Below are 20962 nucleotides of genomic sequence, written 5' to 3' on the forward strand. Positions count from 1 at the left end.
CGCCGGCAGACGGTTCCGCCACAGCGTTTGCGCATAGTCCGGCGCTGTCCGCCTTCTCGCCACTAACATGGGAACGGCACTCGTCCAATCATGGCTTGGCCCTACGCGGAGTCGTCCATGCATCAAGCACTCCTCCACCTGGCGGCAGCCGTCCTCGCCGCGGCCGCTTTCTCACCCATAAATGCACATGCCATGCCGGTCCTGCTGGCCGACAGGCATGCGGACAGCCACAGCATCTTCGCCGGCAGCGAGCCAGTCAAGGCCGGCGCCGGGGTCCAGCCCTGTCTCGCCTTGGACATGGATGTCCTGCGTGCGGAGCGCACCGGCGCGGACGACGCGCTGGCATGGCTGCTGATCACGGGCGGCGCCGCGCTGCTGGCTTTCGCCCGGCGCCCGGCCGCGCGTATCCGGGCAAAGACACCAGGGCCATGAAAAAAGGCCGGCCGCCCCGAGGGACGCCGGCCTTCTGTACGGCACGGAGCGAACTTACGCCTGGCTCTTCTGCTTGAATGCAGCGACGCCGTTGGTGATCTCGGCCTTGGCGGCTTCCGCATCGGCCCAGCCTTCGATCTTGACCCACTTGCCCGGCTCCAGGTCCTTGTAGTGCTCGAAGAAGTGCTGGATCTGCTGCAGGCGCAGCTCTTCCAGGTCGTCCAGCTTCTGGATCTTCTTGTACATCGGCAGGACCTTCTCGACCGGCACGGCGATCACTTTCGCATCGCCGCCACCGTCGTCGGTCATCTTCAGCACGCCCAGCGCGCGGCAGCGCACCACCACGCCCGGCGGCAGCGGGAACGGGGTGATGACCAGCACGTCGCACGGATCGCCGTCGTCGGCGATGGTTTGCGGCACGTAGCCGTAGTTGCACGGGTAGTGCATCGCGGTGCCCATGAAGCGGTCGACGAAGATCGCGCCGCTGTCCTTGTCGACCTCGTACTTGACCGGGTCGGCGTTCATCGGGATTTCGATGATGACGTTGAAGTCGTTCGGCACATCTTTGCCGGCTGGAACATTGTTCAAGCTCATGGAATAGTCCTTGGTTGCTGAAGAATCAATAATGGTTCGTCATTATAGCGAAACGGGTCTCGCCTGTGCGGTGCAACACAGGCAAAGGTGCGAGTTTGGGGGAGTCGCCGGATCGCGGACGAAAAAAAAGCGGCCCGAAGGCCGCGTCCGTTTAGAGGATGCTCGCCAGCGCGCACTGGCGGTAGTGGTTCGCCGCCTCCTGCTCCTGCCCCAGCGCCTCGTGCATCTGGGCCAGCTTCAGGTGCGCCTCGCGCACCATCGGCGCCTCGGTCGCGTCCGACAAGGCCTGCTCCAGGTAGCGCTGCGCCTTGCCCCAGAGTTTCTGCTTGAGGCACAGCGAGCCCAGGGTCAGCGCCAGTTCCGGGTCGGTCGGACGCTGCTTGAGCCAGGTTTCGCAGCATTCGATCTGGGCCAGCAGCGAGGGCGAACCGGAAGGACCGGCGGCGTCGCGGTAGGCGCGCACCACGCGTTCGTCCCAGTTGGCCTTGAGCGCATCCTCGGCAATGGCGCGCGCCTCGTCGTGCAGGCCGCGCGTATTGAAGGCGGTCGCCGCGCGCGCCGCGATATAAGGAATGCAGCGGTCCGCCGCCGGCACCGTCGACCACACGCGGCGGATCGATTCGGCGTCGTGGCCCGGCTCGCCCAGCAGGGCCTCGTAGGCCAGCTCGCGCAGGCGGCTGGAGAGCGCCGGGTGCAGGGCCTTGCGCTTGTCGAGGATGCGCACCAGGCGCAGCACCTCGGGCCAGTTGCGCGCCTGCTGGTTCGCCTTCATCGCCCATTGCAGCGCATGGATGTGGCGCTGCCCGCTGGCGTTCAGCTCGGCCACCGCTTCCAGCGCGGCCTCCGGCTGGTGGTCGTCGACCAGCAGTTCGGTCACCGTCATCAGGCGCGCGGTCTTCATCGAAGCGTCGTGCGCAATCCCGGCCAGCCAGGCGTCGCGGCGCGCCGGCTCGCGCATGCGGTGCGCGGCGCGCGCGCCGATCAGGCCCGCCAGGCCGGCGTTCTCGGGCAGTTCCGCAGCGCGCATGGCGGCCTTCTCGGCGTGGCCGAAGCGGCCTTCGAACAAGGCCTTGAGCGCATCGCGCAAGCCCTTGTTGCCTTCGCGCTCGCGCTTGCGCTGGCGGTAGGCGGCCACCCGTTCCGGCATCCTGAGCGTGGCGCTCAGCGCCCGCACCAGGCCGTACACCACCAGGAACAAGAGGATCAGCAGCACCACGAACAGGTTGAGCGACATGTCGATCCGGTGCGGCGGATAGAACAGCACCACATTGCCCGGATTGAAGCGCGCGGTCACGGCAATGCCGATGGCGGCGGCCATCAGCGCGACTAACCAGAGGAGTAAACGCATGGCTTATTGCTTCGCTTTGTAGTTGCGCACGGCGTTCAGGCTGTCCGCCAGGGTCGGCATCTCGATCTGCAGGTTGTTCGCCTGCACCTGGCGCAGCGCGGCCTGCACCGACTGGGTGGCGCGGGCGCGCGTGTCGAAATACTTGAGCAGCGTTTCCTGGGCCGTCGTCAGGTCGTCGCGGAAAGTCGCTTCGTTCCGCGACAGCAGGGCCAGGCGGGCGTTCAGCAGGCGCAGCTTGAGGTTCTCGCGCACGAAATAGGATTCGCCCGGCGACAGCATCAGCGCTTCCGGCTTCTCGACGCTGCGCACGCGGATCAGCTGGCGCAGGTCGTCCCACATCTCCTGGGTCCAGTTGCTCCAGGTCTGGCCGACGCGCTCGCCCAGGGTCAGGGCCGCGGGCGGGGCCTCTTTTTGCTTCTTGCGGCTGTCGCGCACCGGGGCGGCCGGCAGCAGCGGCTTTTCGTCCGAGACCATCGGCAGCGTATCGACCTGGGCGATCACGTTGTCGAGGCGCAGGGCGACGCCGGCCATGTCGACCGCCGGCATGCCCTTGAGCTTCTCGATGTCCGCGGCGATGGCGCGGCGGATGGTCAGGAATTGCGGCTTGTCCGAGCGCGACAGCGAACGGTCGGCGTTCTGCAGCGCGATCAGCGCGCCCTGCACGTTGCCGGCCAGTTGCAGCTGCTGGCTGGCGGTCGAGAGAACCTGTTCGATCTCCGACAGCGCCCACTCGTCGCGGTTCTTCGACAGGTCCTGGTAGAGCTGCTCGAGGGCCAGCTGCTGGCTCTGGGCCTCGCTCTGGCGGCTTTCCAGCACGCCGACCTTGATCTGCAGGTCCTTGGCCTGGTCCGACACCTCGCGCGCCAGCGCGGCAGTCTCGGCGTTGACGGCATTGCCCTTCTGCAGGCTCAGCGCCATGTCCTTGCGCAGCGAGTTGATGCGGCTGTGCGTGGAGATGGTCTGCACGGCCAGCAGCACGGCCAGTACCGTGACGGCCAGCGGCAGCGGCTGCTGCAAGGTCTCGAAAATGCTGCGTCCGTGCGCGCGCGGCGGCGCGGCGACAGGCTCGGTCTTTTGAAGACTCGTCGACGGCGTCCCGGACGGCTGGGCTTGATCTGGATGATTGGGCAGTTCGTTCATTCTTGTGATTGTAACGCGGCAAGTAATCTTGCGTCGCCAGAACCGGTCTGGGTGATCCTGGCAAAGCCGAGCGTCCGGGCCGTTTCGGCAATCCGTGCATGCGGCACGATCAGGTGCTGTCCCCGCAGGCGATTCTGCCCGGCAACAGGGTCCAGCTGCCCGGCCAGCCCGACCAGTCCGCGCAGGGCTTCGGAGCTCGTGATTATCCAGTCGTTTGGCCGTGCCAGCAAGGCATCCAGCCGTGTGGCGAGCTCAGGTGTCAAAGATGGGACACTGCGCCGGTAGGCGGCCACGGTGTCCACCTGGGCGCCGGCGGCGCGCAAATGCTCGGCCAGCAGCTCGCGGCCGCTGTCGCCGCGCACGATCAGTACCCGGCGCCCGGCCAGGCTGGCCAGGTCCAGCTGCTTGAGCAAATGTTCGGAATCGCTCGGATCCTGCTCGGCCGGGCAATAAATGGTCGCGTTGGCGGAATTCACGCCATGGCGCGCCAGCGCCATCCGGCTGCCCTCGCCCACGACGGCCAGCGCCACGCCGTCCGGCCAGTGTTCGACGTGGGCAAAAGCCGCGTCCACCGCGTTCGGCGACACGAAGGCCACCAGCGCAAACCCGGCAAGCTGCGCCATCACCGCGCGCAGCCGCTCCGGATCGTCCGCCGGGCCGATATCCAGCAGCGGCAGAACGACCGGCGTACGCCCCAGCGCCGCGACGGCCTCGGCCAGCGGTTCCGCCTGGGCGCGCGGACGGGTGATGACGACGGGGTCAGGCATCCGCGCCGGCGTCCTGCTTGCAGGCTTCGAGGATCGCATGGGCGTCCTGCTCGGCCAGCAGCCTCGACACCTGCTCGCCCAGCAATTCGGGCTGGGCCGCCGCCCCGGATACTTCGCCGCGGGCGACGCGCTTGCCGTCCGGCGTGGCGACCATGGCGCGCAGGCGCATCTGGCCGCCCTCAACCTGGGCGAAGGCCGCCAGCGGAATCTGGCAGCTGCCGCCGAAGATCCGCGACACCTTGCGCTCGGCCATGACGGCGTGGGCGGTGTCTTCGTGGTTCAGCGGCGCCAGCACGGCGCGCAGGTCGACGCCGTCGCTGCGCTGGCCGCTCAGGATCTCGATCGCCATCGCGCCCTGCCCGGCCGCCGGCAGGCTGTACTCGGGTTCGAGCAGCGCGCGGATACGCTCGGGCAGGCCGAGGCGCTTGAGGCCGGCCGCGGCCAGGATGATGGCCGCATAGTCGCCACGGTCGAGCTTGCCAAGGCGGGTGTCCAGGTTGCCGCGCAGCGGCTGGATCACCAGGTGCGGATAGCGGGCCGCGATCAGGGCCTGGCGGCGCAGGCTGCTGGTGCCGACCACGGCGCCGGCCGGCAGCGCGTCCAGGCTGGCGTAGTCGTTGGAGACGAAGGCGTCGCGCGGATCCTCGCGCTCCAGCACGGCGGCCAGTTCGAAGCCCTCGGGCAATTCCATCGGCACGTCCTTGAGCGAATGCACGGCCAGGTCGGCGCGGCCCTCGGCCATCGCGACCTCGAGTTCCTTGACGAACAGGCCCTTGCCGCCGACCTTGGACAGGGTGCGGTCCAGGATCTGGTCGCCGCGGGTTGTCATTCCTAGAATTTCGACGCTGCACTCCGGATATAATGCAGCGAGTCGGGCGCGCACGTGCTCTGCCTGCCACATGGCGAGGCGGCTTTCGCGGGATGCGATAATCAGTTTCGCGGGCGCCTGCTGCGCCGATTCATTAGCTTTCAACTCGGATTCTTTCACTGTCGTTGAGCCCATCCGGACGATGCCAGTAACCGGCTCTTGCATAAGATCACAAATTTTATCATGGGCCATCTTGCAGACCATGGCTAACAGCCATCGCACAATCATTTAACTTGTGGTCGATATGGACAACGTAGCTGCACATGACAACCCCTCCGGCGCGGACAAGGATGCGCCACTGAAAGAAGACATTCGCCTGCTGGGCCGCATTCTGGGCGACGTATTGCGCGACCAGGAAGGCGAAGCCGTGTTCGAGGTGGTGGAAACAATCCGCCAGACCGCGGTGCGCTTCCGCCGCGAAGCCGATCCGAAAGCCGGCGAAGAGCTGAACGCCCTGCTGCACAAGCTCACCCGCGACCAGACCATTTCGGTGGTGCGCGCGTTTTCCTACTTCTCGCACCTGGCGAATATCGCCGAAGACCAGCACCACAACCGCCGCCGCCGCGCCCACCTGCTGCACGGCTCCGGCCCGCAGGCCGGCAGCGTCGGCTATGCGCTGGACAAGCTGGTCGACGCCGGCGTGAGCCAGGAAACGGTGGAAGGCTTCTTCAAGGAAGCCCTGATTTCGCCGGTGCTGACGGCCCACCCGACCGAAGTGCAGCGCAAGAGCATCCTGGACGCCGAGCACGACATCGCGCGCCTGCTGGCCGAACGCGACCTGCCGCTCACGCCCAAGGAACGCCAGCGCAACACCCAGCTGCTGCATGCGCGCATCGCGACCCTGTGGCAGACCCGCATGCTGCGCTACTCCAAGTTGACAGTGGCCGACGAGATCGACAACGCCTTGTCCTACTACCGCATCACCTTCCTGCGCGAAGTGCCGGCCCTGGTGGACGACATCGCTTGCGAAATCGCCGCCCACTACGGAACCGACAATGCGAAGCTGCACGACGCCACCTACCTGCAGATGGGCAGCTGGATCGGCGGCGACCGCGACGGCAACCCGAACGTCAACGCCGACACCATGCGCCACGCGCTGACGCGCCAGTCGACCACCATCCTCGACTTCTACCTGGACGAGGTGCACGCGCTGGGCGCCGAGCTGTCCGCCTCGACGCTGATGGTGGACGTGTCGCCGGCCCTGGAAACCCTGGCCGACGCTTCGCCCGACAATTCCCCGCACCGCAGCGACGAGCCTTACCGCCGCGCCCTGATCGGCATTTACGCACGCCTTGCCGCCACCGCGCGCGAGCTGGGCGTGGGCCACATCCTGCGCCGCGAAGTCGGGCATGCCGCGCCCTACCTCGACCCCGAGCTGTTCGCCGCCGACCTCGAAGTGCTGGCCGACTCGCTGCGCGCCAACCACGGCGCGGTGCTGATCGAGCCGCGCCTGGCGGGCCTGAAGCGCGCCGCGCGCATCTTCGGCTTCCACCTGGCCTCGCTCGACATGCGCCAGAGCTCGGACGTCCACGAGCGCGTGCTGGCCGAGCTGTTCGCGCGCGCCGGCGTCGAAGCCGACTACGCCGCGTTGAGCGAAGAACAGAAGGTCGCGCTGCTGCAGCAGGAACTGGCCCAGCCGCGCCTGCTGTACACCCCTTACGAGACCTACAGCGACGAGACCAACGGCGAACTGGCGATCCTGCGCACCGCGCGCGAGATCCGCCTGCGCTACGGCAGCCGTGCGATCCGCAACTACATCATCTCGCACACCGAGACCGTCTCCGACCTGCTGGAAGTGCTGCTGCTGCAAAAGGAGACCGGCCTGATACGTGTGTCGGCCGGCGCCTGCGACGTGATGGTGATCCCATTGTTCGAGACCATTCCCGACCTGCAGCGCGCAGCCGGCATCATGTCGGAGTGGATGTCGCTGCCGCTGGTGGCGAGCGTCATCGAGAAGCAGGGCCGCCTGCAGGAAGTCATGCTGGGCTATTCGGACTCCAACAAGGACGGCGGCTTCCTGACCTCGAACTGGGAGCTCTACCAGGCCGAACTCAAGCTGGTCGAGGTCTTCGAAGAGCAGAACGTCAAGCTGCGCCTGTTCCACGGCCGCGGCGGCACCGTCGGCCGCGGCGGCGGCCCGAGCTACGACGCGATCCGCGCCCAGCCGCCGGGCACCGTGAACGGCCAGATCCGCCTGACCGAACAGGGCGAGATCATCGCTTCCAAGTTCTCCAACCCCGAGATCGGCCGCCGCAACCTGGAGCTGCTGGTGGCGGCCACCCTGGAAGCGAGCCTGGCCCCGCACGCCAGCAACGGCGCGGGCGCGGAGCGCCTGGCGCGCTTCGAGGGCGTGATGGCGGAACTGTCGGAGCGGGCGTACAAGGCTTACCGCAACCTGGTGTACGAGACCCCGGGCTTCACCGAGTACTTCTTCGCCGCCACCCCGATTGCCGAGATCGCGGAACTGAACCTCGGTTCGCGTCCTGCCTCGCGCAAGTCGACGCGCCGCATCGAAGACCTGCGTGCGATTCCCTGGGGCTTCTCGTGGGGCCAGTGCCGCCTGCTGCTGCCGGGCTGGTATGGTTTCGGTTCGGCCGTGAGCGGCTGGCTGAACGAGGGCGAGCGCGACAGCAAGCTGGAACTGCTGCGCGCGATGTTCCACGACTGGCCCTTCTTCGCCACCCTGCTGTCGAACATGGACATGGTGCTGGCCAAGACCGACCTGGCGATCGCGTCGCGCTATGCGGGGCTGGTGGCGGACGAACAGCTGCGCGAGCGGATCTTCAAGCGCATCGCGGCCGAGCATGGAGAGACCTTGCGCTGCCTGGAGGCGATTACGGGAGCCGCTGAACGCCTGGCGGGCAATCCGCTGCTGGCGCGGTCGATCCAGAACCGGTTTGCCTATCTCGATCCGCTGAATCACTTGCAGGTGGAGCTGATCCATCGCCGGCGTGCGCTGGCGGATAATGTGGATCCGCGGGTGAATCGCGGGATTCATTTGTCCATCAACGGTGTGGCGGCTGGCTTGCGTAATACGGGCTAACACTGTTCGACGAACTTGGTTCCCCGCCTTCGCGGGGACGACGTGCATCTGATAACGACCACGTGCTTTTGCACGTCGTTCCCGCGCAGGCGGGAACCCAAGTTTGTACCGCAGCCAACAACCTTACTGGGAACACGCCCCCAGCACCGCCCCCTTGCTCAAATGCGCCTCCACCGCACTCGGCGCCACGCACACCTGCGACGACGGATTCGACGCGCTACCCGTCTTGTGGCACACCGCCACCTTCCCATCCCCACAGCGCGCATCGATCACCGGCACCGTCACGCTGGCCTGCGCGAAGCACCCCTGCGGGCTCGCCGCCTGCACCGTGAAGCTGAAACTGCCCGCGCTGGTGGGCGTAAAGCTCGTCACCGCGCCGCTGGTCGTCGATAGTCCGGCCGCCGGGCTCCACGCGTACTCCGCACTCGCCCCGGCCTTGTCGCTCGCCCTCAAGCTCACGCTCTGCGGCCCGTAGCCCAGGGTGATCGCAGCCGCTCCCGCCGTCACTTCCGGCTGCGGCATCGTACCCAGCACCTGCACCGACGCCTCGGCGCTGGCCTCATGGCCGCCCTTGTCCAGCGCCGTCAGCTGCACGCGCTGCGTCCCGATATCCGAGCACGAGAAGCTCGACCGCGACAGGCTCAGCGACTCCACGCCCCAGTTGTCGGTCGTCCCGCCGTCGACCTCCGCCGGCGCGATGCTGGCCGTGCCATTGGCCAGGGTCACAGACGCCTCGCGGGTGCGCACCACGGGCGGCTCGAAATCGTTGCTGACCGTATTGGCGCGCGGACTTTCCACACTCAGGCGGTTCAGCGCGGTCACGGTGTAGTAGTAATACTTGCCCGCTTCGGCGGTCCTGTCCGCGAAAGCCGGCGTGGCCATGTCGGTTGCCGCCAGCAGCTTGCCCGGCGCGTCCAGGTCCATGTCGCGCTGCTCGGAACGATAGATCGCGAAGCGGCGCGTCTTCTCGAACTCGTCCGCGCTGTCGGCCGGCGCGGTCCAGGCCAACTGCACCGCATTGTCCTGATCCAGGCTCGCGGCCAGGTTAGCCGGCGCACCCGGCGCGCCCAGGCCCTTCCAGGCCATCACCGGCAGCAGCGCCGGGCGCCTGTAGTGCCCGTTCATCAGGCTCGCCCGGTAGCCCAGCGCGTTCCCCAGCAGGAAGGCGTGGCGGAAGTGGATCTGGCCAGAGACATTCCCCAGCGAGCGGTTCAGGGCGATCTGGTTGTTGATCTGGTCGGGGTTGGTCCAGCCGCTGGTGTTCATCTTGTAGTCGGCCAGGCCGACGTACATGTGGCGCCCGTAGGCGTTGTTGTTCCACCAGGGGACCAGCAGCGAATAGTCCGAGCCGGCCTGGCCCATGTACCAGTAGACCTGGGGCGCCAGATAATCGACCCAGCCTTGCTCAATCCACTTGCGGGTATCCGCGAACAGGTGCGTATAGTGCTGCAGGGCGCCGGCCGCCGTCGGCGAGCCGACCGCCGGATCGCTGCTGCTGCGGTAGATGCCCGAAGGCGAGACGCCGAATTTCACCCAGGGCTTGGCCGCCTGGATGCTGGCGTTGACGCGCTCGATCAGCAGGTTGATGTTGTCGCGGCGCCAGTCGGCGCGGCCCGCGGGGGTATTCGGGAAGCCGCGCGGATCGGCGGCATAGGCCGCGTCGTCGTTGATGACGCCGTTCGGATAAAAGTAGTCGTCGAAATGGAGGCCGTCGATATCGTAGCGGTTGACGATGTCCATGATGACGCCGACCACATGGTCGCGCACCTGCGGCAGGCCGGGATTCAGGATCTTCACCGTGCCCACCTGCAGCAGCCACTCGGGATGCGCGCGCGAGACGTGGCTGGCCGCATACTGTGCGTTGTTCGATTCGGTGGCCGTATTCGCCACGGCGCGATAGGGATTGATCCAGGCGTGGAACTCCATGCCGCGCTTGCGCGTTTCGGCGATGGCGTACTGCAGCGGGTCCCAGCTTGGCGCCGGCGCACTGCCTTGCTGGTTGGTCAGGTAATAGGACCACGGCTCGAGGTCGCTCGGATACATGGCGTCGGCCTGGCTGCGCACCTGCAGGAAGGCCGCGTTCATGCCGGTTGCCTTGTTATGGTCCAGGATGCTTGCTAACGCCGCCCGCTGCTGCTCGGGCGTCTGCAGGCGGTTCGGCCAGTCCAGGCTCAGGTGGGTGCTGATCCACACGCCGCGCAGCTCGCGCTTCGGTGAAACAGTCTGGGCATCGGCGTGGGAATAGGAAGCGACAAGCATCGCGGCTGCCGCGGCAAGCAAAAGTTTTTTCATGTTGTCGTTTTTTGCAGGGTTGAAGTCGACGCACGCGAAGGCCGATGCGCCTGTGGCAGCCGCGCCGCCTCTCCCCGCGCCGCGTTTCCGCCATCTGCGACAGAGAGTACGCGGCTGTCATTTTTGCAACCAATGAAATTGCGACAAGGTTACATAACCGGCATGCATGCCTGCGATTCCGTCACAATATGCATATTTGACAACAAAGGCGCCGGCAGGCTAGCGCCTGAAGGACAAGCCGATGGTGAAGGCGGTGTCGGTGGTGCGGTTGTTGAGGCCGCGCGAGAACATGGCGTCGACCTGGCAGGACTTGGAGAGCAAATACGCGGCGCCGACATCGAAGCTCGCCTGGGTGCCGCCATGGCGGCCGCGCGCGATTTGCGGCAGCGCCACTTCGGCGAAGCCGCGCAGGCGTTCGTTTACTTCCTTCCCCAGCACCACACCCAGGACGCCGTAGGTGTAGCGGCGCCCTTCGTCGTCGCGCTCGCGGCCTAGGCCCGGCATCAGGCCGAGCGACATGCCGGCTGGGAGCTCCCACTCGCCGGCGACACGCAGCGAGGGCCGCACCCCGCTACCGCGAAAGGCGCGCGAGCCGCTTGGCAGCTCTGCGTGCAGCAGCACGCCGACCGAAGGTAGTCCGCGACGCGCGTCCATCGCATGCCACTTGAGTCCGAGCGAGGTGTCGGCATAGCCCGACTCGCCGCCCTGAACATGGATGCGGCCGTCGGTTTCCACGCGCAGTTCGAGGTCGTCATGGACGCCGACGCGCAGCAGAGTCGGCGTCGCCACGCTGCGCTCGCGGCCCGCTTCATGGCGGTCGCGTTCGAGCAGGAGGCTGGTTTCCAGCTGCAGCCGGCCCTTGCCGACGACCTTGCTCGATTCGACGAAGTCGGGGCGGTCGGTTTCGATGGCCTCGTCGGCCGCCTGTGCGCAGTGGATGGCGCACAAGGCCAGTAGCGTGCTGGCGCAGCGGGACAGGATGGCGGTCTTCATGGATTTTCCGTGGATGCTGGCGGCCCAGCGTGATCCATATCGTATGTCAGGCGGGCAGCGTAGCGCGCACGGCAGCCGAGCTATCGGTCTGCGGGCCAACTTAGGTTCCGGCCTTCGCCGGAACGACGTGCTGAGGGTGCGGACTACGAAGGTTCCCGACAGTTCGCTGCTTAAGCCCGTCGTTCCGGCGGAGGCCGGAACCCAAGTTCACCAACTTGAAAACAGCCACACAAATAAAAAATGCCGCCCACAAGGGCGGCATTCTCACCAAGCCATAAGGACTTAGTTGTTGTGCAAGAAGGTCTTCAGCTTGTCCGAACGCGAAGGCTGGCGCAGCTTGCTCATCGCCTTGGCTTCGATCTGGCGGATACGCTCGCGGGTGACGTCGAACTGCTTGCCCACTTCTTCCAGGGTGTGGTCGTTCGACATCTCGACGCCGTAGCGCATGCGCAGCACCTTGGCTTCGCGCGGAGTCAGCGAGTCCAGCACTTCCTTGATCACATTGCGCATCGAGGCGTGCAGCGCGGCGTCCAGCGGGGCCAGGGTCGCGTTGTCCTCGATGAAGTCGCCCAGCTGCGAATCGCCGTCCTCGCCCATCGGGGTTTCCATCGAAATCGGCTCTTTCGCGATCTTCATGATCTCGCGAACCTTGTTCTCCGGCATTTCCATCTTGGCGGCCAGGGTCGGCAGGTCCGGTTCGCTGCCGGTTTCCTGCATGATCTGGCGCGAGATGCGGTTCATCTTGTTGATGGTCTCGATCATGTGCACCGGCACGCGGATGGTACGGGCCATGTCCGCGATCGAGCGCGTGATCGCCTGGCGGATCCACCAGGTCGCGTAGGTCGAGAACTTGTAGCCGCGGCGGTACTCGAACTTGTCCACGGCCTTCAGCAGGCCGATGTTGCCTTCCTGGATCAGGTCCAGGAACTGCAGGCCGCGGTTGATGTACTTCTTCGCGATCGAGATCACCAGGCGCAGGTTGGCCACGGTCATTTCGCGCTTCGCCTGGCGGGCGCGCTTCTCGCCGGCAGCCATCTGCTTGTTAATGCGGCGCAGGTCGGCCAGCGGCAGCGCCACGCGCGCCTGCAGGTCGATCATGCGCTGCTGCAGTTCCTTGATCGCCGGCAGGTTACGGCCCAGCACGGCGCTGTACGGATACGCGCAGTCGACTTCGCGGTCGCCCCATGCCAGGTCGGTCTCGTTGCCCGGGAAGACCTTGATGAAGTGGGCGCGCGGCATGCCGCAGCGGTTCACGCAGATGTCCAGCACGGCGCGTTCGATCGCGCGCACTTCGTCCATTTGATGGCGCAGGGTGTCGCACAGCTTCTCGACCACCTTGGCGGTGAAGCGAATGCCCAGCAGCTCGTTCGAGATCACTTCCTGGGCGTCGTTGTAGGCTTCCGAGCCGTAGCCCTGGGTCTTGAACGCATGGCCCATCTTGTCGAACTGCTTCTCGATCAGCGAGAACTTCTCGAGCGCGCCCTTCTTCAGCGCGGCAAGCTGCTCGGCCGAATAGCCGGCCGCGCCACCGCCGCCGCCATCTTCTTCCTCTTCGACTTCCTCTTCTTCCTCTTCCTCGTCATCCGACGAGGCGCTGGCCGCCACCGGGGCCGGCGCCGAGGATTCGTTCAGGTCGACGAAACCGTCGACCACATCGTCGATCTTCAGTTCGTCGCTGGCGATCTTGTGCGACAGGGCGATGATTTCCGAGATCGTGGTCGGGCAAGCCGAAATCGCCTGCACCATGTCCTTCAGGCCCTGCTCGATGCGCTTGGCGATCTCGATCTCGCCTTCGCGGGTCAGCAGCGACACCGCGCCCATTTCGCGCATGTACATGCGGACCGGGTCGGTGGTGCGGCCGAAGTCGGAATCGACGGTCGACAGCGCGGTGGCGGCGGCGGCTTCCACTTCGTCTTCGCTGGTCGGGGTCACGGCCTGGTCCGACAGCAGCATCATTTCCGCTTCCGGCGCGCGCTCGTAGACAGCGATGCCCATGTCGTTGAAGGTCGCGATGATGCCTTCGATCGCTTCCGGATCAATGATGTTTTCCGGCAGGTGGTCGTTGATCTCCGCATGGGTCAGGTAGCCGCGCTCCTTGCCCATGTTGATCAGGTTCTTCAGCTGCTGACGGCGCTTTTCCAGTTCCTCGCCCGAGAAACCGGCTTCGTTCAGCACGCCCAGGCCCTTGGCCTTGCGCTCGCGCAGCTTCGACGCCGCCTTCAGTTCGGCGCGCTCGACCGCGTTCAGCGCCGCGACTTCGTCGTTCTCCGGCACGAACTCGCTCGGCTTGCGGCCGCGGCGGCCCGGCACCTTCACCTGCGGCAGCAGGTAGCCCGTGGTGTCGATCGAGGCCAGCACGGCGGCGTCGGTGGTCTGGCTGACGGCGCCGACGGCGCTCGGGGCGGCGGCCGGGGCCGGGGCCGGCGCTTCGGTGCGGCGTGCGGTGCGGGTGCGCACGAGCTTCGGCGCAGCGGCATCGGCGGCCGGCTCGGCGGCGGCTTCGACAGGCGCAACTGCAGGCGCGGCTTCCGGCTCGGCGGCAGCTTTCAAGGCAGCCAGCTTGCCGCGCTTGCGCACGATGACCGGCGGCGCGGCCGGGGTTGCCGGCACGGCCGGCATGTAGTCATTTGCAGCGTCGGCATCCGCAGCGTCGTTGGCGGCTTCGGCAACCGGCGCCACGTCGACGACCGGCGCGGCGACCGCTTCGACCACTTCGGCCTGGACGTCGGCGACCTGCTCGGCGACCGGCTCGCCAGCCTGGGCTTCAGCAGCCTTCAGCGAGGCCAGGCGCGAACGGGTCTTGACCACCGTCACCTTGGCCGCAGCTTCCGTTTCCAGGAAATAAGAGGTCGCGGTTTTCGGCACTGCCAGCGGCGCCGAGCTCTTGGCCGGTGCTTTTTTCGCTGTCAGTGTCAAGGTTTTGGCGGTGTTCTTCATCTAAAGCTCTCCAGTCGAGGCGGGGGCGCGCCTGCGAAGTCAATAATCCAGCGGGACCCGCGGAGCGGGTCCTGGCAAATGTGGTTCGGAAGTGGCCCTACCTTAGGGCGAAGGGCGGGACTTCAAGCACGGATTTCCTCGTCCCGCACGCAAAGGCAGAAAGCGGCGGGAAGAAAGAGGGATCGGTGGTCAAAATCGCGGTGTGCATGTCGAACGAAAAAAAGCCCGTCGGCTGAAACGGGCTTGCATCTATTTTTCTAGAAGAATAGAAGGAGGCGATATTATGCCCCAACGCAAGATTTGGTGATAATTGAAATATCCGATAATGGATATAAGCAATTCATATATTAGCAAGCCTTCCTCGGATTCCCCTTCGGGTTCTGCGTCGGCGCAAGCCTCACGCAAGGCAAGGGGCGGATCATACACGATTTCGCGGCTGCGCGCCCGTGCCACGTGGCGTAAAACCCAACAATATCCTTGGAACAAGTACGGACCTAGTACAATACTATGCGCCCGAGCGACGTGCTATCCTTCGCTTTCCCGTTCTTACCATGAAGTCAATGAATACCAATACCCCTGCAGAGTCCGCCGACATCACCGCCACCCCAGCCGCTCCGGAACAGGCCAAAGCGCCCGCCCTGTCGGCCCGTGCACTGCTCAAGCAGCTCCAGCAGGAGTTCCCCGCCTTCCGCGATTGCCTGCCGCTGGCGATCGGCATCGACAAGCAACTGCTGGCCCGCATGCCGGGCCTGGACCGCAAGACCATGCGCGCCGCGCTGGGCATCCACACCGGTTCCATGCGCTACCTGCGCGCCATGGAAAAGGCCAAGGTGCGTTTCGACCTGGACGGCACACCGGGCGCCGAGGTGACCGATACCCACCGCCTGCACGCCAAGGAACAGCTGCAGGAACGCTTCAAGAAGGAAGCCGAGCGCAAAAAGGCCGAGCGCGACGCCGCCGCCGCGGAAGAAGCGAACCGCAAGCGCCAGGAAAAGCTGCAGGCGCTGGCCAGCAAATTCTCGCGTAATTGATGAGTGTCGATCCGGACGAGCTGCTGCCACCCTATGTCGGCATCCAGCTGGCCGACGTGCGCATCGTCCGGACCGAGGCCGAGGCTGCGGCGGCCCTGAGCGCCCTGTCCGAGGCCGACGTGATCGGCTTCGACACCGAATCCAAGCCCACCTTCGCCAAGGGCGAAGTCTCGACCGGGCCGCACCTGGTGCAGCTGGCCACCGACCAGATGGCCTATCTGTTCCAGACCGCCAGCACGGCCGGCAACGCGACGGCCCTCATCGTGCTCAAGCCGGTGCTCGAATCGGACCGCATCCTCAAGGTCGGCTTCGGCCTGGGCGACGACGTGCGCCGCCTGCGCGCCAAGCTCGGGATCGAGCCGCGCAACGTGCTCGACCTCTCCACCGCCCTGCGCCGCGGCGAGCGCAATTCGCTCGGCGCCAAGAGCGCGGTGGCGCGCTTCTTCGGGCAGCGGCTGCAGAAGTCGCGCCGCATCACGACCACCAACTGGGCCATGCCGCGCCTGAGCGAAAAGCAGGTGCTGTACGCGGCCGACGACGCTCACGTGGCGCTGCGCATCTACCGGCACTGGCGCGCGAACCCGCCCGCATAGACTCGCCGCAGGCCATCCCGCTGGTCCGGCAAGAAACCGGCCTCGCGCCAATAAACAAGCTTTTGCCCTTAAACCACGTTATCATTCGAGCATTATTGCTGCCGACGTGGTTCCATGACTGTACTTCGCTCGCACTTATTCCTCGCCGCGCTCTGGCTGGCCGCCTGCGCGCTTCCAGCCGCAGCGGCGCAGCCCTCCCAGACCGTACCCGACACGCTCGCCCAGCGCCTGGTCGCCTGCACCTCCTGCCACGCCCGCGTCGACGCGCGCGGCAACCCGGTCAACGACAGCTACTACCCGCGCATCGGCGGCAAGCCGGCCGGCTACCTGTACAACCAGCTGCTGAACTTCCGCGAAGGCCGGCGCCAGTATCCCTTGATGACCTACCTGGTCGACCATCTGCCCGATCCCTACCTGCGCGAGATCGCCGGCTGGTTCGCCGCCCAGCACCCGCCCGCGCCGCCGCCGGCGCCCGGCAGCATGCCGCCGCAAACCCTGGAGCGCGGCCGCCAGCTGGTCTTCAACGGCGACAAGTCGCGCAATTTGCCGGCCTGCGTCGCCTGCCACGGCCAGCGCCTGACCGGCGTCGAGCCCTCGATCCCCGGCCTGCTCGGCCTGCCGCGCGACTATGTGAACGCCCAGTTCGGCGCCTGGCGCGACAAGCTGCGCCGCGCCCACGCGCCCGACTGCATGGCCGAGATCAGCGCCCGCCTCACCCTGGAAGACGTGAACGCGGTCTCTAGCTGGCTCGCCGCGCAACCCGTGCCGGGCGATCCGCGCCCTGCCACATCGATCGCGCGCCCGCTTCCGCTGGCCTGCGGCAGCGCCAAGGACACGCCATGAAGAAGCGGTCCATCGCCCTCCTCGCCGTCGCCGGCGCCGTCCTTGCCGCCGTCGCCATCGCCTGGCCCCGCGCCCAGCACGTACCCGCCGCCTCGCCCGCCGCCTTTGCCGCCACGCCCGGGAACATCGCGCGCGGCGCCTACCTGGCCCGCGCCGGCGACTGCATCGCCTGCCACACGGCGCGCGGCGGCCCGGCCTATGCGGGCGGACGCGCGCTCGACACGCCGTTCGGCCGGCTGCACGGCCCCAACCTGACGCCCGACCGCGAGACCGGCATCGGCGACTGGAGCGCGGACGACTTCTGGAACGCCCTGCACAACGGCATCGGCCGCGACGGCCGCCTGCTCTACCCGGCCTTCCCGTACACGAACTACACGCGCGTCACGCGCGCCGATTCGGATGCGCTGTACGCCTACTTCCGCAGCCTGCCGCCGGTACGCCAGGCCAATCGCCCGCACGAACTCGACTTCCCCTACAACCAGCAGGCGATGCTGGCCGGCTGGCGCCTGCTCTACTTCCGCCCCGCCGTCTTCGAGGCCAGGCCGGCGCGCGGCGCCGAGTGGAACCGCGGCGCCTACCTGGTCGAGGGACTGGGACATTGCAGCGCCTGCCACAGCACCCGCAACCGCCTGGGCGCCAGCGAAGAGACCTTGTCCGGCGGCCTGATCCCGACCATCGGCTGGTACGCGCCCTCGCTCACCGCCGGCAGCGAAGCGGGACTCGGCGACTGGAACAAGGAGCACATCGTGGCGCTGCTGGGCACCGGCATCTCGCCGCGCGGCTCGAGCACCGGCCCGATGGCCGAGGTGGTGGCGCGCAGCCTGCAGCACCTGACGCGCGAGGACCTGGGCGCAATGGCGGAGTATCTGAAATCGCTGCCGGCGAGCGAAGCGCCGAAGCAGGACGTGGGCGAACCCGCCAGCGAGCAGCTGCTGGCCGAGGGCAAGCGGATCTACGACGCGCAGTGCGTGGACTGCCACGGCGCCGACGGCAAGGGCAAGCAGCCCGCCTACCCGCCGCTGGCGGGCAACCGCGCGGTGACCTTGAGCCCGGCGGTGAATGCGATCAGGCTGGTATTGAATGGCGGCTTCCCGCCCGGGACGACGGGCAACCCGCGGCCCTACGGCATGCCGCCCTATGGCCACGAGCTGAGCGACGCCCAGGTGGCGGCGGTATTGACCTATGTGCGCGCCAGCTGGGGCAACGCGGCCCCGCCGGTCAGCGCGCCGGACGTGAACCGCTACCGCGCCGTGCCGCTGGACTGATTCACACCATGTCTGCGAACGCCACCCGGTCGGTGGTGGCGGCGCGCGCATCCTCGACGCGCACCTTGTGCGCCGCCAGCAGCTGCTCCAGCGAAGCGTTCATGGTGTGGCAGCCCGGATCGCGGCCGCTGTTCATGTGGGTGCGGATGCCGCCGATATCGCCTGCTTCGAGCAGGCGCATGATGGTGGCGCTCGGGGTCAGGCACTCGGTGGCGAGGTGATAGCGGTTGCCTTCGCGCGAAGGCAGCAGCGCCTGGCACAGCACGCCGCGCAGCGCGTGCGCCAGCGCCTGGGCCTGGGCTTCCGAATTGCCCAGCAGGCGCAGCATCTTCTGCAGTCCCAGCTCGGTCGAGCGCGCGTGCAGGGTCGCCAGCACCAGCGGGCCGGATTCGGCCAGCGCCAGCGCTTCCTGGGCGGTCTGGGCGTCGCGGATCTCGCCGATCATGATCACATCCGGGCGCTCGCGCAACGCATCCAGCGCGCCCAGGTAGTAGCTCTCGACGTCGCCGTCCACGCCCACTTCGCGCTGGGTGATGATGCATTTGCGCTGCGGGATCAGGGTCTCCACCGGGTCTTCGATGGTGATGATGTGGCCCGAGCGCTGCTTGTTGATCTCGTCCAGGATCGACGCGATGGTGGTCGACTTGCCCTGGCAGGTGTCGCCGATGATCAGCACCAGGCCGCTGGTCAGGCGCGCGAACTGGAGTTCGTCTTCCGACAGGCCCAGCTCGGACAGCGCCAGCGGCGCCTTCGGGAAGCGGCGGATCACGCAGCCCAGGCGCTTGCGGCCCTGGAAGTGGAAGCAGTTGGCGCGGATGCGCGCCGTGTGCAGATCGATCGCGCGGTCGAAGGCGCGCACGGCGATGCGCTCGGCCCAGTTCGGCTCGATCACGTCGAAGAACTCTTCCAGCTCTTCCTTGGTGATCGGCGAATCCGTCACCGCCACCAGGCCCTTGGGCTGGCGCAGCATCAAGGGGCTGTTCTGGTGAATGATGATGTCCGAGAACACCAGTTTCGAGTTCAGCAGGTGCAGGATCTGCTCGACCAGGGTCCCGAACACCGGGTGGTCTTCGTTTTCAATATACGAGAGAGTGGGAATCTGCGAAGAGGTATGGTGTTCCATCTGACCGGGCGCTGTTAAAAGATCAAGTGCGGACCATTATAAAACCAGTCCCGGGAAAAAATTGCAATATCGAAAGCAAAATTGCTTAACGTCCCATACTCGCAACGATGCGGTCGCCAAACAGCGTGATCGCCACACCTAGCGCCACCACCAGGGCGCCCGTCAGGCGCACCGCCGACACCTTGCGCATCGCCATGTGGATCAGGCCGAAGTGGTCGATCGCCATCGAGGTGAACAGCTGGCCGGCGATCACCAGCACGATCAGGCTGAGCAAGCCGATGCGCGGGGCCAGGAATACGGTGCCGAACACGAAGGCGGCGCCGAGGAAGCCGCCGGCGAATTTCCACAGCGGCTGGGAAGGCAGCGCTGCCAGGGTGGCGCCCAGGCCGCTCAGGCCGTCCTTGGCCAGGGCCATGCCCAGCAGGGCCACGGTGCCGCAGCTGAAGGAAATCAGCGCGGCGGCTACGGAATTGGCGCCGATCGACGAGGCCAGCTGGCTGTTGACGGCGGCCTGGACCGACATCGCAATGCCGACGCAGAAGGCCACCAGGAAGAGAATCAGGTTCATCACACTACTCCGCCCGGGAAAATCCGGGGAAAAAGCGCACGATTTTAGTGCATATGGCGGGGAACAGGTAGTCGAAGCGCGTGGCGGCCTGTCCGCCCAGCATGCATTCCACTCCGCGAGCCCTGCCGTTCGTCGCAAACGCGCCACGTCCGTTTTGGGCATTGACTAGCATCGCCTCACTGACATTTGCATCCACAGGAGACGACCATGCACAAGAACCGATTCACTTCCCCCATCCTGGGCAGCCTGCTGCTGGCCGCCGCCCTGGCCGGCGCCGCCGCGCCCGCCTCCGCCGGCCCCTGGCCCTTCAAGGGCGAGCAAGTCGAGGGCAGCGGCAGCGTCAAGCGCCAGGCGCGCCAGGTCCAGCACTTCACCGGCGTGGCGCTGGAGCTGCCGGGCCGGCTGGAGCTGCGCACCGGCGCCGCCGAAGGCGTGACGGTCGAGGCCGACGACAACCTGCTGCCGCTGATCGAGACGGTGGTGGAAGACGGCACCCTCAAGGTGCGCCCGTCCAAGCGCAACCTGAATCTGCGTTCGCGCAACATGAAGATCGTGGTCACCGCGGGTCAGGTCGACCGGCTGTCGCTGGGCGGCTCGGGCACCATCGACGCCGACGCCCTGCGCGGCCAGCGCCTGCAGTTCGACCTGGGCGGCTCGGGCAAGATCAATGTGCGCAGCATCGAGGGGGAATCGGTGTCGGTGACCCTGGGCGGCAGCGGCGAATTCCGCGCCGACGGCGGCTCCGCGCGCAAGCTGTCGGTATCGATCGGCGGCTCGGGCGACGTGGACCTGGGCAAGGTGCAGTCCAACGACGCCAGCATCAGCGTGGGCGGTTCGGGCGACGTGACGGTGTGGGCGAAAGATGCGCTGAGCCTGACCATCGCGGGCTCGGGGGATGTGAATTACTACGGCGATCCGCGTGTGAGCAAGTCGATTGCGGGGTCGGGGGATGCGCGGCGTCTGGCGGGTGCGCCGCGGTAAAGAGTTACTGCGCGGCGTGCATACGTCGCGTGTAACTTGGGTTCCCGCCTTGAACTGCCACATAAAAGCTGGACACTTTAGTTTATGCGGCCTGGGCGAGTGAGCCGCTTGGATTTCGTGGACACTTTTGGCCCGAGGATTTGG

Annotated in this window: 17 protein-coding genes; 7 read left to right on the top strand and 10 right to left on the bottom strand. The window is 66.7% G+C overall.

Features of this window, described 5'->3' with window-relative positions; genetic code table 11:
- Window positions 1–117 precede the first annotated feature (117 nt).
- The gene (locus tag KBW95_RS07555) at window positions 118–432 is read left to right on the top strand and encodes a hypothetical protein (protein WP_211526252.1); all 315 of its coding nucleotides are present in this window, start codon (window positions 118–120) and stop codon (window positions 430–432) included.
- A 54-nt stretch (window positions 433–486) separates the two neighbouring features.
- On the opposite strand, the gene ppa is transcribed toward KBW95_RS07555, so the two are convergent.
- From ppa to hemC, 5 genes are all read right to left on the bottom strand, one after another.
- Complete coding sequence (gene ppa, locus KBW95_RS07560; protein WP_211526253.1) at window positions 487–1026, bottom strand: inorganic diphosphatase; 540 nt, start codon at window positions 1024–1026, stop codon at window positions 487–489.
- Window positions 1027–1177: 151 nt separating this feature from the next.
- On the bottom strand, window positions 1178–2374 hold the full coding sequence (locus tag KBW95_RS07565) for a heme biosynthesis protein HemY (RefSeq protein ID WP_211527872.1): 1197 nt from the start codon (window positions 2372–2374) through the stop codon (window positions 1178–1180).
- Window positions 2375–2377: 3 nt separating this feature from the next.
- Window positions 2378–3514: a uroporphyrinogen-III C-methyltransferase gene (locus tag KBW95_RS07570; RefSeq protein ID WP_211526255.1), complete on the bottom strand. Its 1137-nt coding sequence runs from the start codon at window positions 3512–3514 to the stop codon at window positions 2378–2380.
- The gene (locus KBW95_RS07575) at window positions 3511–4281 is read right to left on the bottom strand and encodes a uroporphyrinogen-III synthase (RefSeq protein WP_211526256.1); all 771 of its coding nucleotides are present in this window, start codon (window positions 4279–4281) and stop codon (window positions 3511–3513) included. Before KBW95_RS07575 ends, KBW95_RS07570 begins: the two co-directional genes overlap by 4 nt.
- Window positions 4274–5284 carry a hydroxymethylbilane synthase gene (gene hemC / locus KBW95_RS07580; RefSeq protein WP_211526257.1) on the bottom strand — a complete coding sequence of 337 codons (1011 nt, stop codon included), beginning with the start codon at window positions 5282–5284 and terminating at the stop codon, window positions 4274–4276. The genes KBW95_RS07575 and hemC overlap by 8 nt, the downstream gene beginning before the upstream one ends.
- Window positions 5285–5393: 109 nt before the next feature.
- Between hemC and ppc the strand changes: the two genes are divergently transcribed.
- A complete protein-coding gene (gene ppc / locus KBW95_RS07585; protein WP_211527873.1) occupies window positions 5394–8192 on the top strand; it encodes a phosphoenolpyruvate carboxylase in 2799 nt (932 codons plus the stop codon).
- A 123-nt stretch (window positions 8193–8315) separates the two neighbouring features.
- Here ppc and KBW95_RS07590 read toward each other — a convergent pair whose 3' ends face one another.
- From KBW95_RS07590 to rpoD, 3 genes are all read right to left on the bottom strand, one after another.
- Window positions 8316–10484 carry a family 10 glycosylhydrolase gene (locus KBW95_RS07590; protein ID WP_211527874.1) on the bottom strand — a complete coding sequence of 723 codons (2169 nt, stop codon included), beginning with the start codon at window positions 10482–10484 and terminating at the stop codon, window positions 8316–8318.
- Window positions 10485–10703: 219 nt separating this feature from the next.
- A complete protein-coding gene (locus KBW95_RS07595) occupies window positions 10704–11477 on the bottom strand; it encodes a transporter (RefSeq protein WP_211527875.1) in 774 nt (257 codons plus the stop codon).
- A 282-nt stretch (window positions 11478–11759) separates the two neighbouring features.
- Window positions 11760–14414 (bottom strand): RNA polymerase sigma factor RpoD, encoded by a 2655-nt coding sequence (rpoD, locus tag KBW95_RS07600; protein ID WP_211527876.1) that lies wholly within the window; start codon window positions 14412–14414, stop codon window positions 11760–11762.
- Window positions 14415–14974: 560 nt separating this feature from the next.
- Between rpoD and KBW95_RS07605 the strand changes: the two genes are divergently transcribed.
- The 4 genes from KBW95_RS07605 (at window position 14975) to KBW95_RS07620 (ending at window position 18146) form a co-directional block, all read left to right on the top strand.
- The gene (locus tag KBW95_RS07605) at window positions 14975–15445 is read left to right on the top strand and encodes a ProQ/FINO family protein (RefSeq protein WP_211526262.1); all 471 of its coding nucleotides are present in this window, start codon (window positions 14975–14977) and stop codon (window positions 15443–15445) included.
- Window positions 15445–16038, top strand: coding sequence for a 3'-5' exonuclease (locus KBW95_RS07610; protein WP_211527877.1), 594 nt, complete (start codon window positions 15445–15447; stop codon window positions 16036–16038). The genes KBW95_RS07605 and KBW95_RS07610 overlap by 1 nt, the downstream gene beginning before the upstream one ends.
- A 114-nt stretch (window positions 16039–16152) precedes the next feature.
- Window positions 16153–16881 (top strand): cytochrome c4, encoded by a 729-nt coding sequence (locus tag KBW95_RS07615; protein WP_211527878.1) that lies wholly within the window; start codon window positions 16153–16155, stop codon window positions 16879–16881.
- Window positions 16878–18146, top strand: coding sequence for a cytochrome c (locus tag KBW95_RS07620; protein WP_211527879.1), 1269 nt, complete (start codon window positions 16878–16880; stop codon window positions 18144–18146). Before KBW95_RS07615 ends, KBW95_RS07620 begins: the two co-directional genes overlap by 4 nt.
- A gap of 1 nt (window position 18147) precedes the next feature.
- Here the strand turns inward: KBW95_RS07620 and KBW95_RS07625 are convergent, their stop codons facing one another.
- Window positions 18148–19269: a type IV pilus twitching motility protein PilT gene (locus KBW95_RS07625; RefSeq protein WP_211526267.1), complete on the bottom strand. Its 1122-nt coding sequence runs from the start codon at window positions 19267–19269 to the stop codon at window positions 18148–18150.
- 85 nt (window positions 19270–19354) lie between these two features.
- Window positions 19355–19837 (bottom strand): DMT family transporter, encoded by a 483-nt coding sequence (locus KBW95_RS07630; RefSeq protein WP_211527880.1) that lies wholly within the window; start codon window positions 19835–19837, stop codon window positions 19355–19357.
- A gap of 207 nt (window positions 19838–20044) precedes the next feature.
- Here KBW95_RS07630 and KBW95_RS07635 point away from each other — a divergent pair, with 207 nt between their 5' ends.
- The gene (locus tag KBW95_RS07635; protein ID WP_211527881.1) at window positions 20045–20818 is read left to right on the top strand and encodes a head GIN domain-containing protein; all 774 of its coding nucleotides are present in this window, start codon (window positions 20045–20047) and stop codon (window positions 20816–20818) included.
- The last annotated feature ends 144 nt before the right edge of the window (window positions 20819–20962 follow it).

The sequence above is a fragment of the Massilia sp. ZL223 genome (assembly GCF_018119395.1).
In the GTDB taxonomy this organism is placed as follows: Bacteria; Pseudomonadota; Gammaproteobacteria; order Burkholderiales; family Burkholderiaceae_D; genus Telluria.

Excerpts from the sequence above, each read along its gene's own strand:
- ppc (WP_211527873.1), top strand. The coding sequence starts at position 5,394 with ATGGACAACGTAGCTGCACATGACAACCCCTCCGGCGCGGACAAGGAT.
- KBW95_RS07570 (WP_211526255.1), bottom strand. The coding sequence starts at position 3,514 with ATGAACGAACTGCCCAATCATCCAGATCAAGCCCAGCCGTCCGGGACG.
- KBW95_RS07565 (WP_211527872.1), bottom strand. The coding sequence starts at position 2,374 with ATGCGTTTACTCCTCTGGTTAGTCGCGCTGATGGCCGCCGCCATCGGC.
- KBW95_RS07625 (WP_211526267.1), bottom strand. The coding sequence starts at position 19,269 with ATGGAACACCATACCTCTTCGCAGATTCCCACTCTCTCGTATATTGAA.
- KBW95_RS07555 (WP_211526252.1), top strand. The coding sequence starts at position 118 with ATGCATCAAGCACTCCTCCACCTGGCGGCAGCCGTCCTCGCCGCGGCC.
- rpoD (WP_211527876.1), bottom strand. The coding sequence starts at position 14,414 with ATGAAGAACACCGCCAAAACCTTGACACTGACAGCGAAAAAAGCACCG.
- KBW95_RS07615 (WP_211527878.1), top strand. The coding sequence starts at position 16,153 with ATGACTGTACTTCGCTCGCACTTATTCCTCGCCGCGCTCTGGCTGGCC.
- KBW95_RS07620 (WP_211527879.1), top strand. The coding sequence starts at position 16,878 with ATGAAGAAGCGGTCCATCGCCCTCCTCGCCGTCGCCGGCGCCGTCCTT.
- KBW95_RS07575 (WP_211526256.1), bottom strand. The coding sequence starts at position 4,281 with ATGCCTGACCCCGTCGTCATCACCCGTCCGCGCGCCCAGGCGGAACCG.
- KBW95_RS07595 (WP_211527875.1), bottom strand. The coding sequence starts at position 11,477 with ATGAAGACCGCCATCCTGTCCCGCTGCGCCAGCACGCTACTGGCCTTG.
- KBW95_RS07610 (WP_211527877.1), top strand. The coding sequence starts at position 15,445 with ATGAGTGTCGATCCGGACGAGCTGCTGCCACCCTATGTCGGCATCCAG.
- KBW95_RS07630 (WP_211527880.1), bottom strand. The coding sequence starts at position 19,837 with ATGAACCTGATTCTCTTCCTGGTGGCCTTCTGCGTCGGCATTGCGATG.
- KBW95_RS07590 (WP_211527874.1), bottom strand. The coding sequence starts at position 10,484 with ATGAAAAAACTTTTGCTTGCCGCGGCAGCCGCGATGCTTGTCGCTTCC.
- hemC (WP_211526257.1), bottom strand. The coding sequence starts at position 5,284 with ATGGGCTCAACGACAGTGAAAGAATCCGAGTTGAAAGCTAATGAATCG.
- KBW95_RS07635 (WP_211527881.1), top strand. The coding sequence starts at position 20,045 with ATGCACAAGAACCGATTCACTTCCCCCATCCTGGGCAGCCTGCTGCTG.
- KBW95_RS07605 (WP_211526262.1), top strand. The coding sequence starts at position 14,975 with ATGAATACCAATACCCCTGCAGAGTCCGCCGACATCACCGCCACCCCA.
- ppa (WP_211526253.1), bottom strand. The coding sequence starts at position 1,026 with ATGAGCTTGAACAATGTTCCAGCCGGCAAAGATGTGCCGAACGACTTC.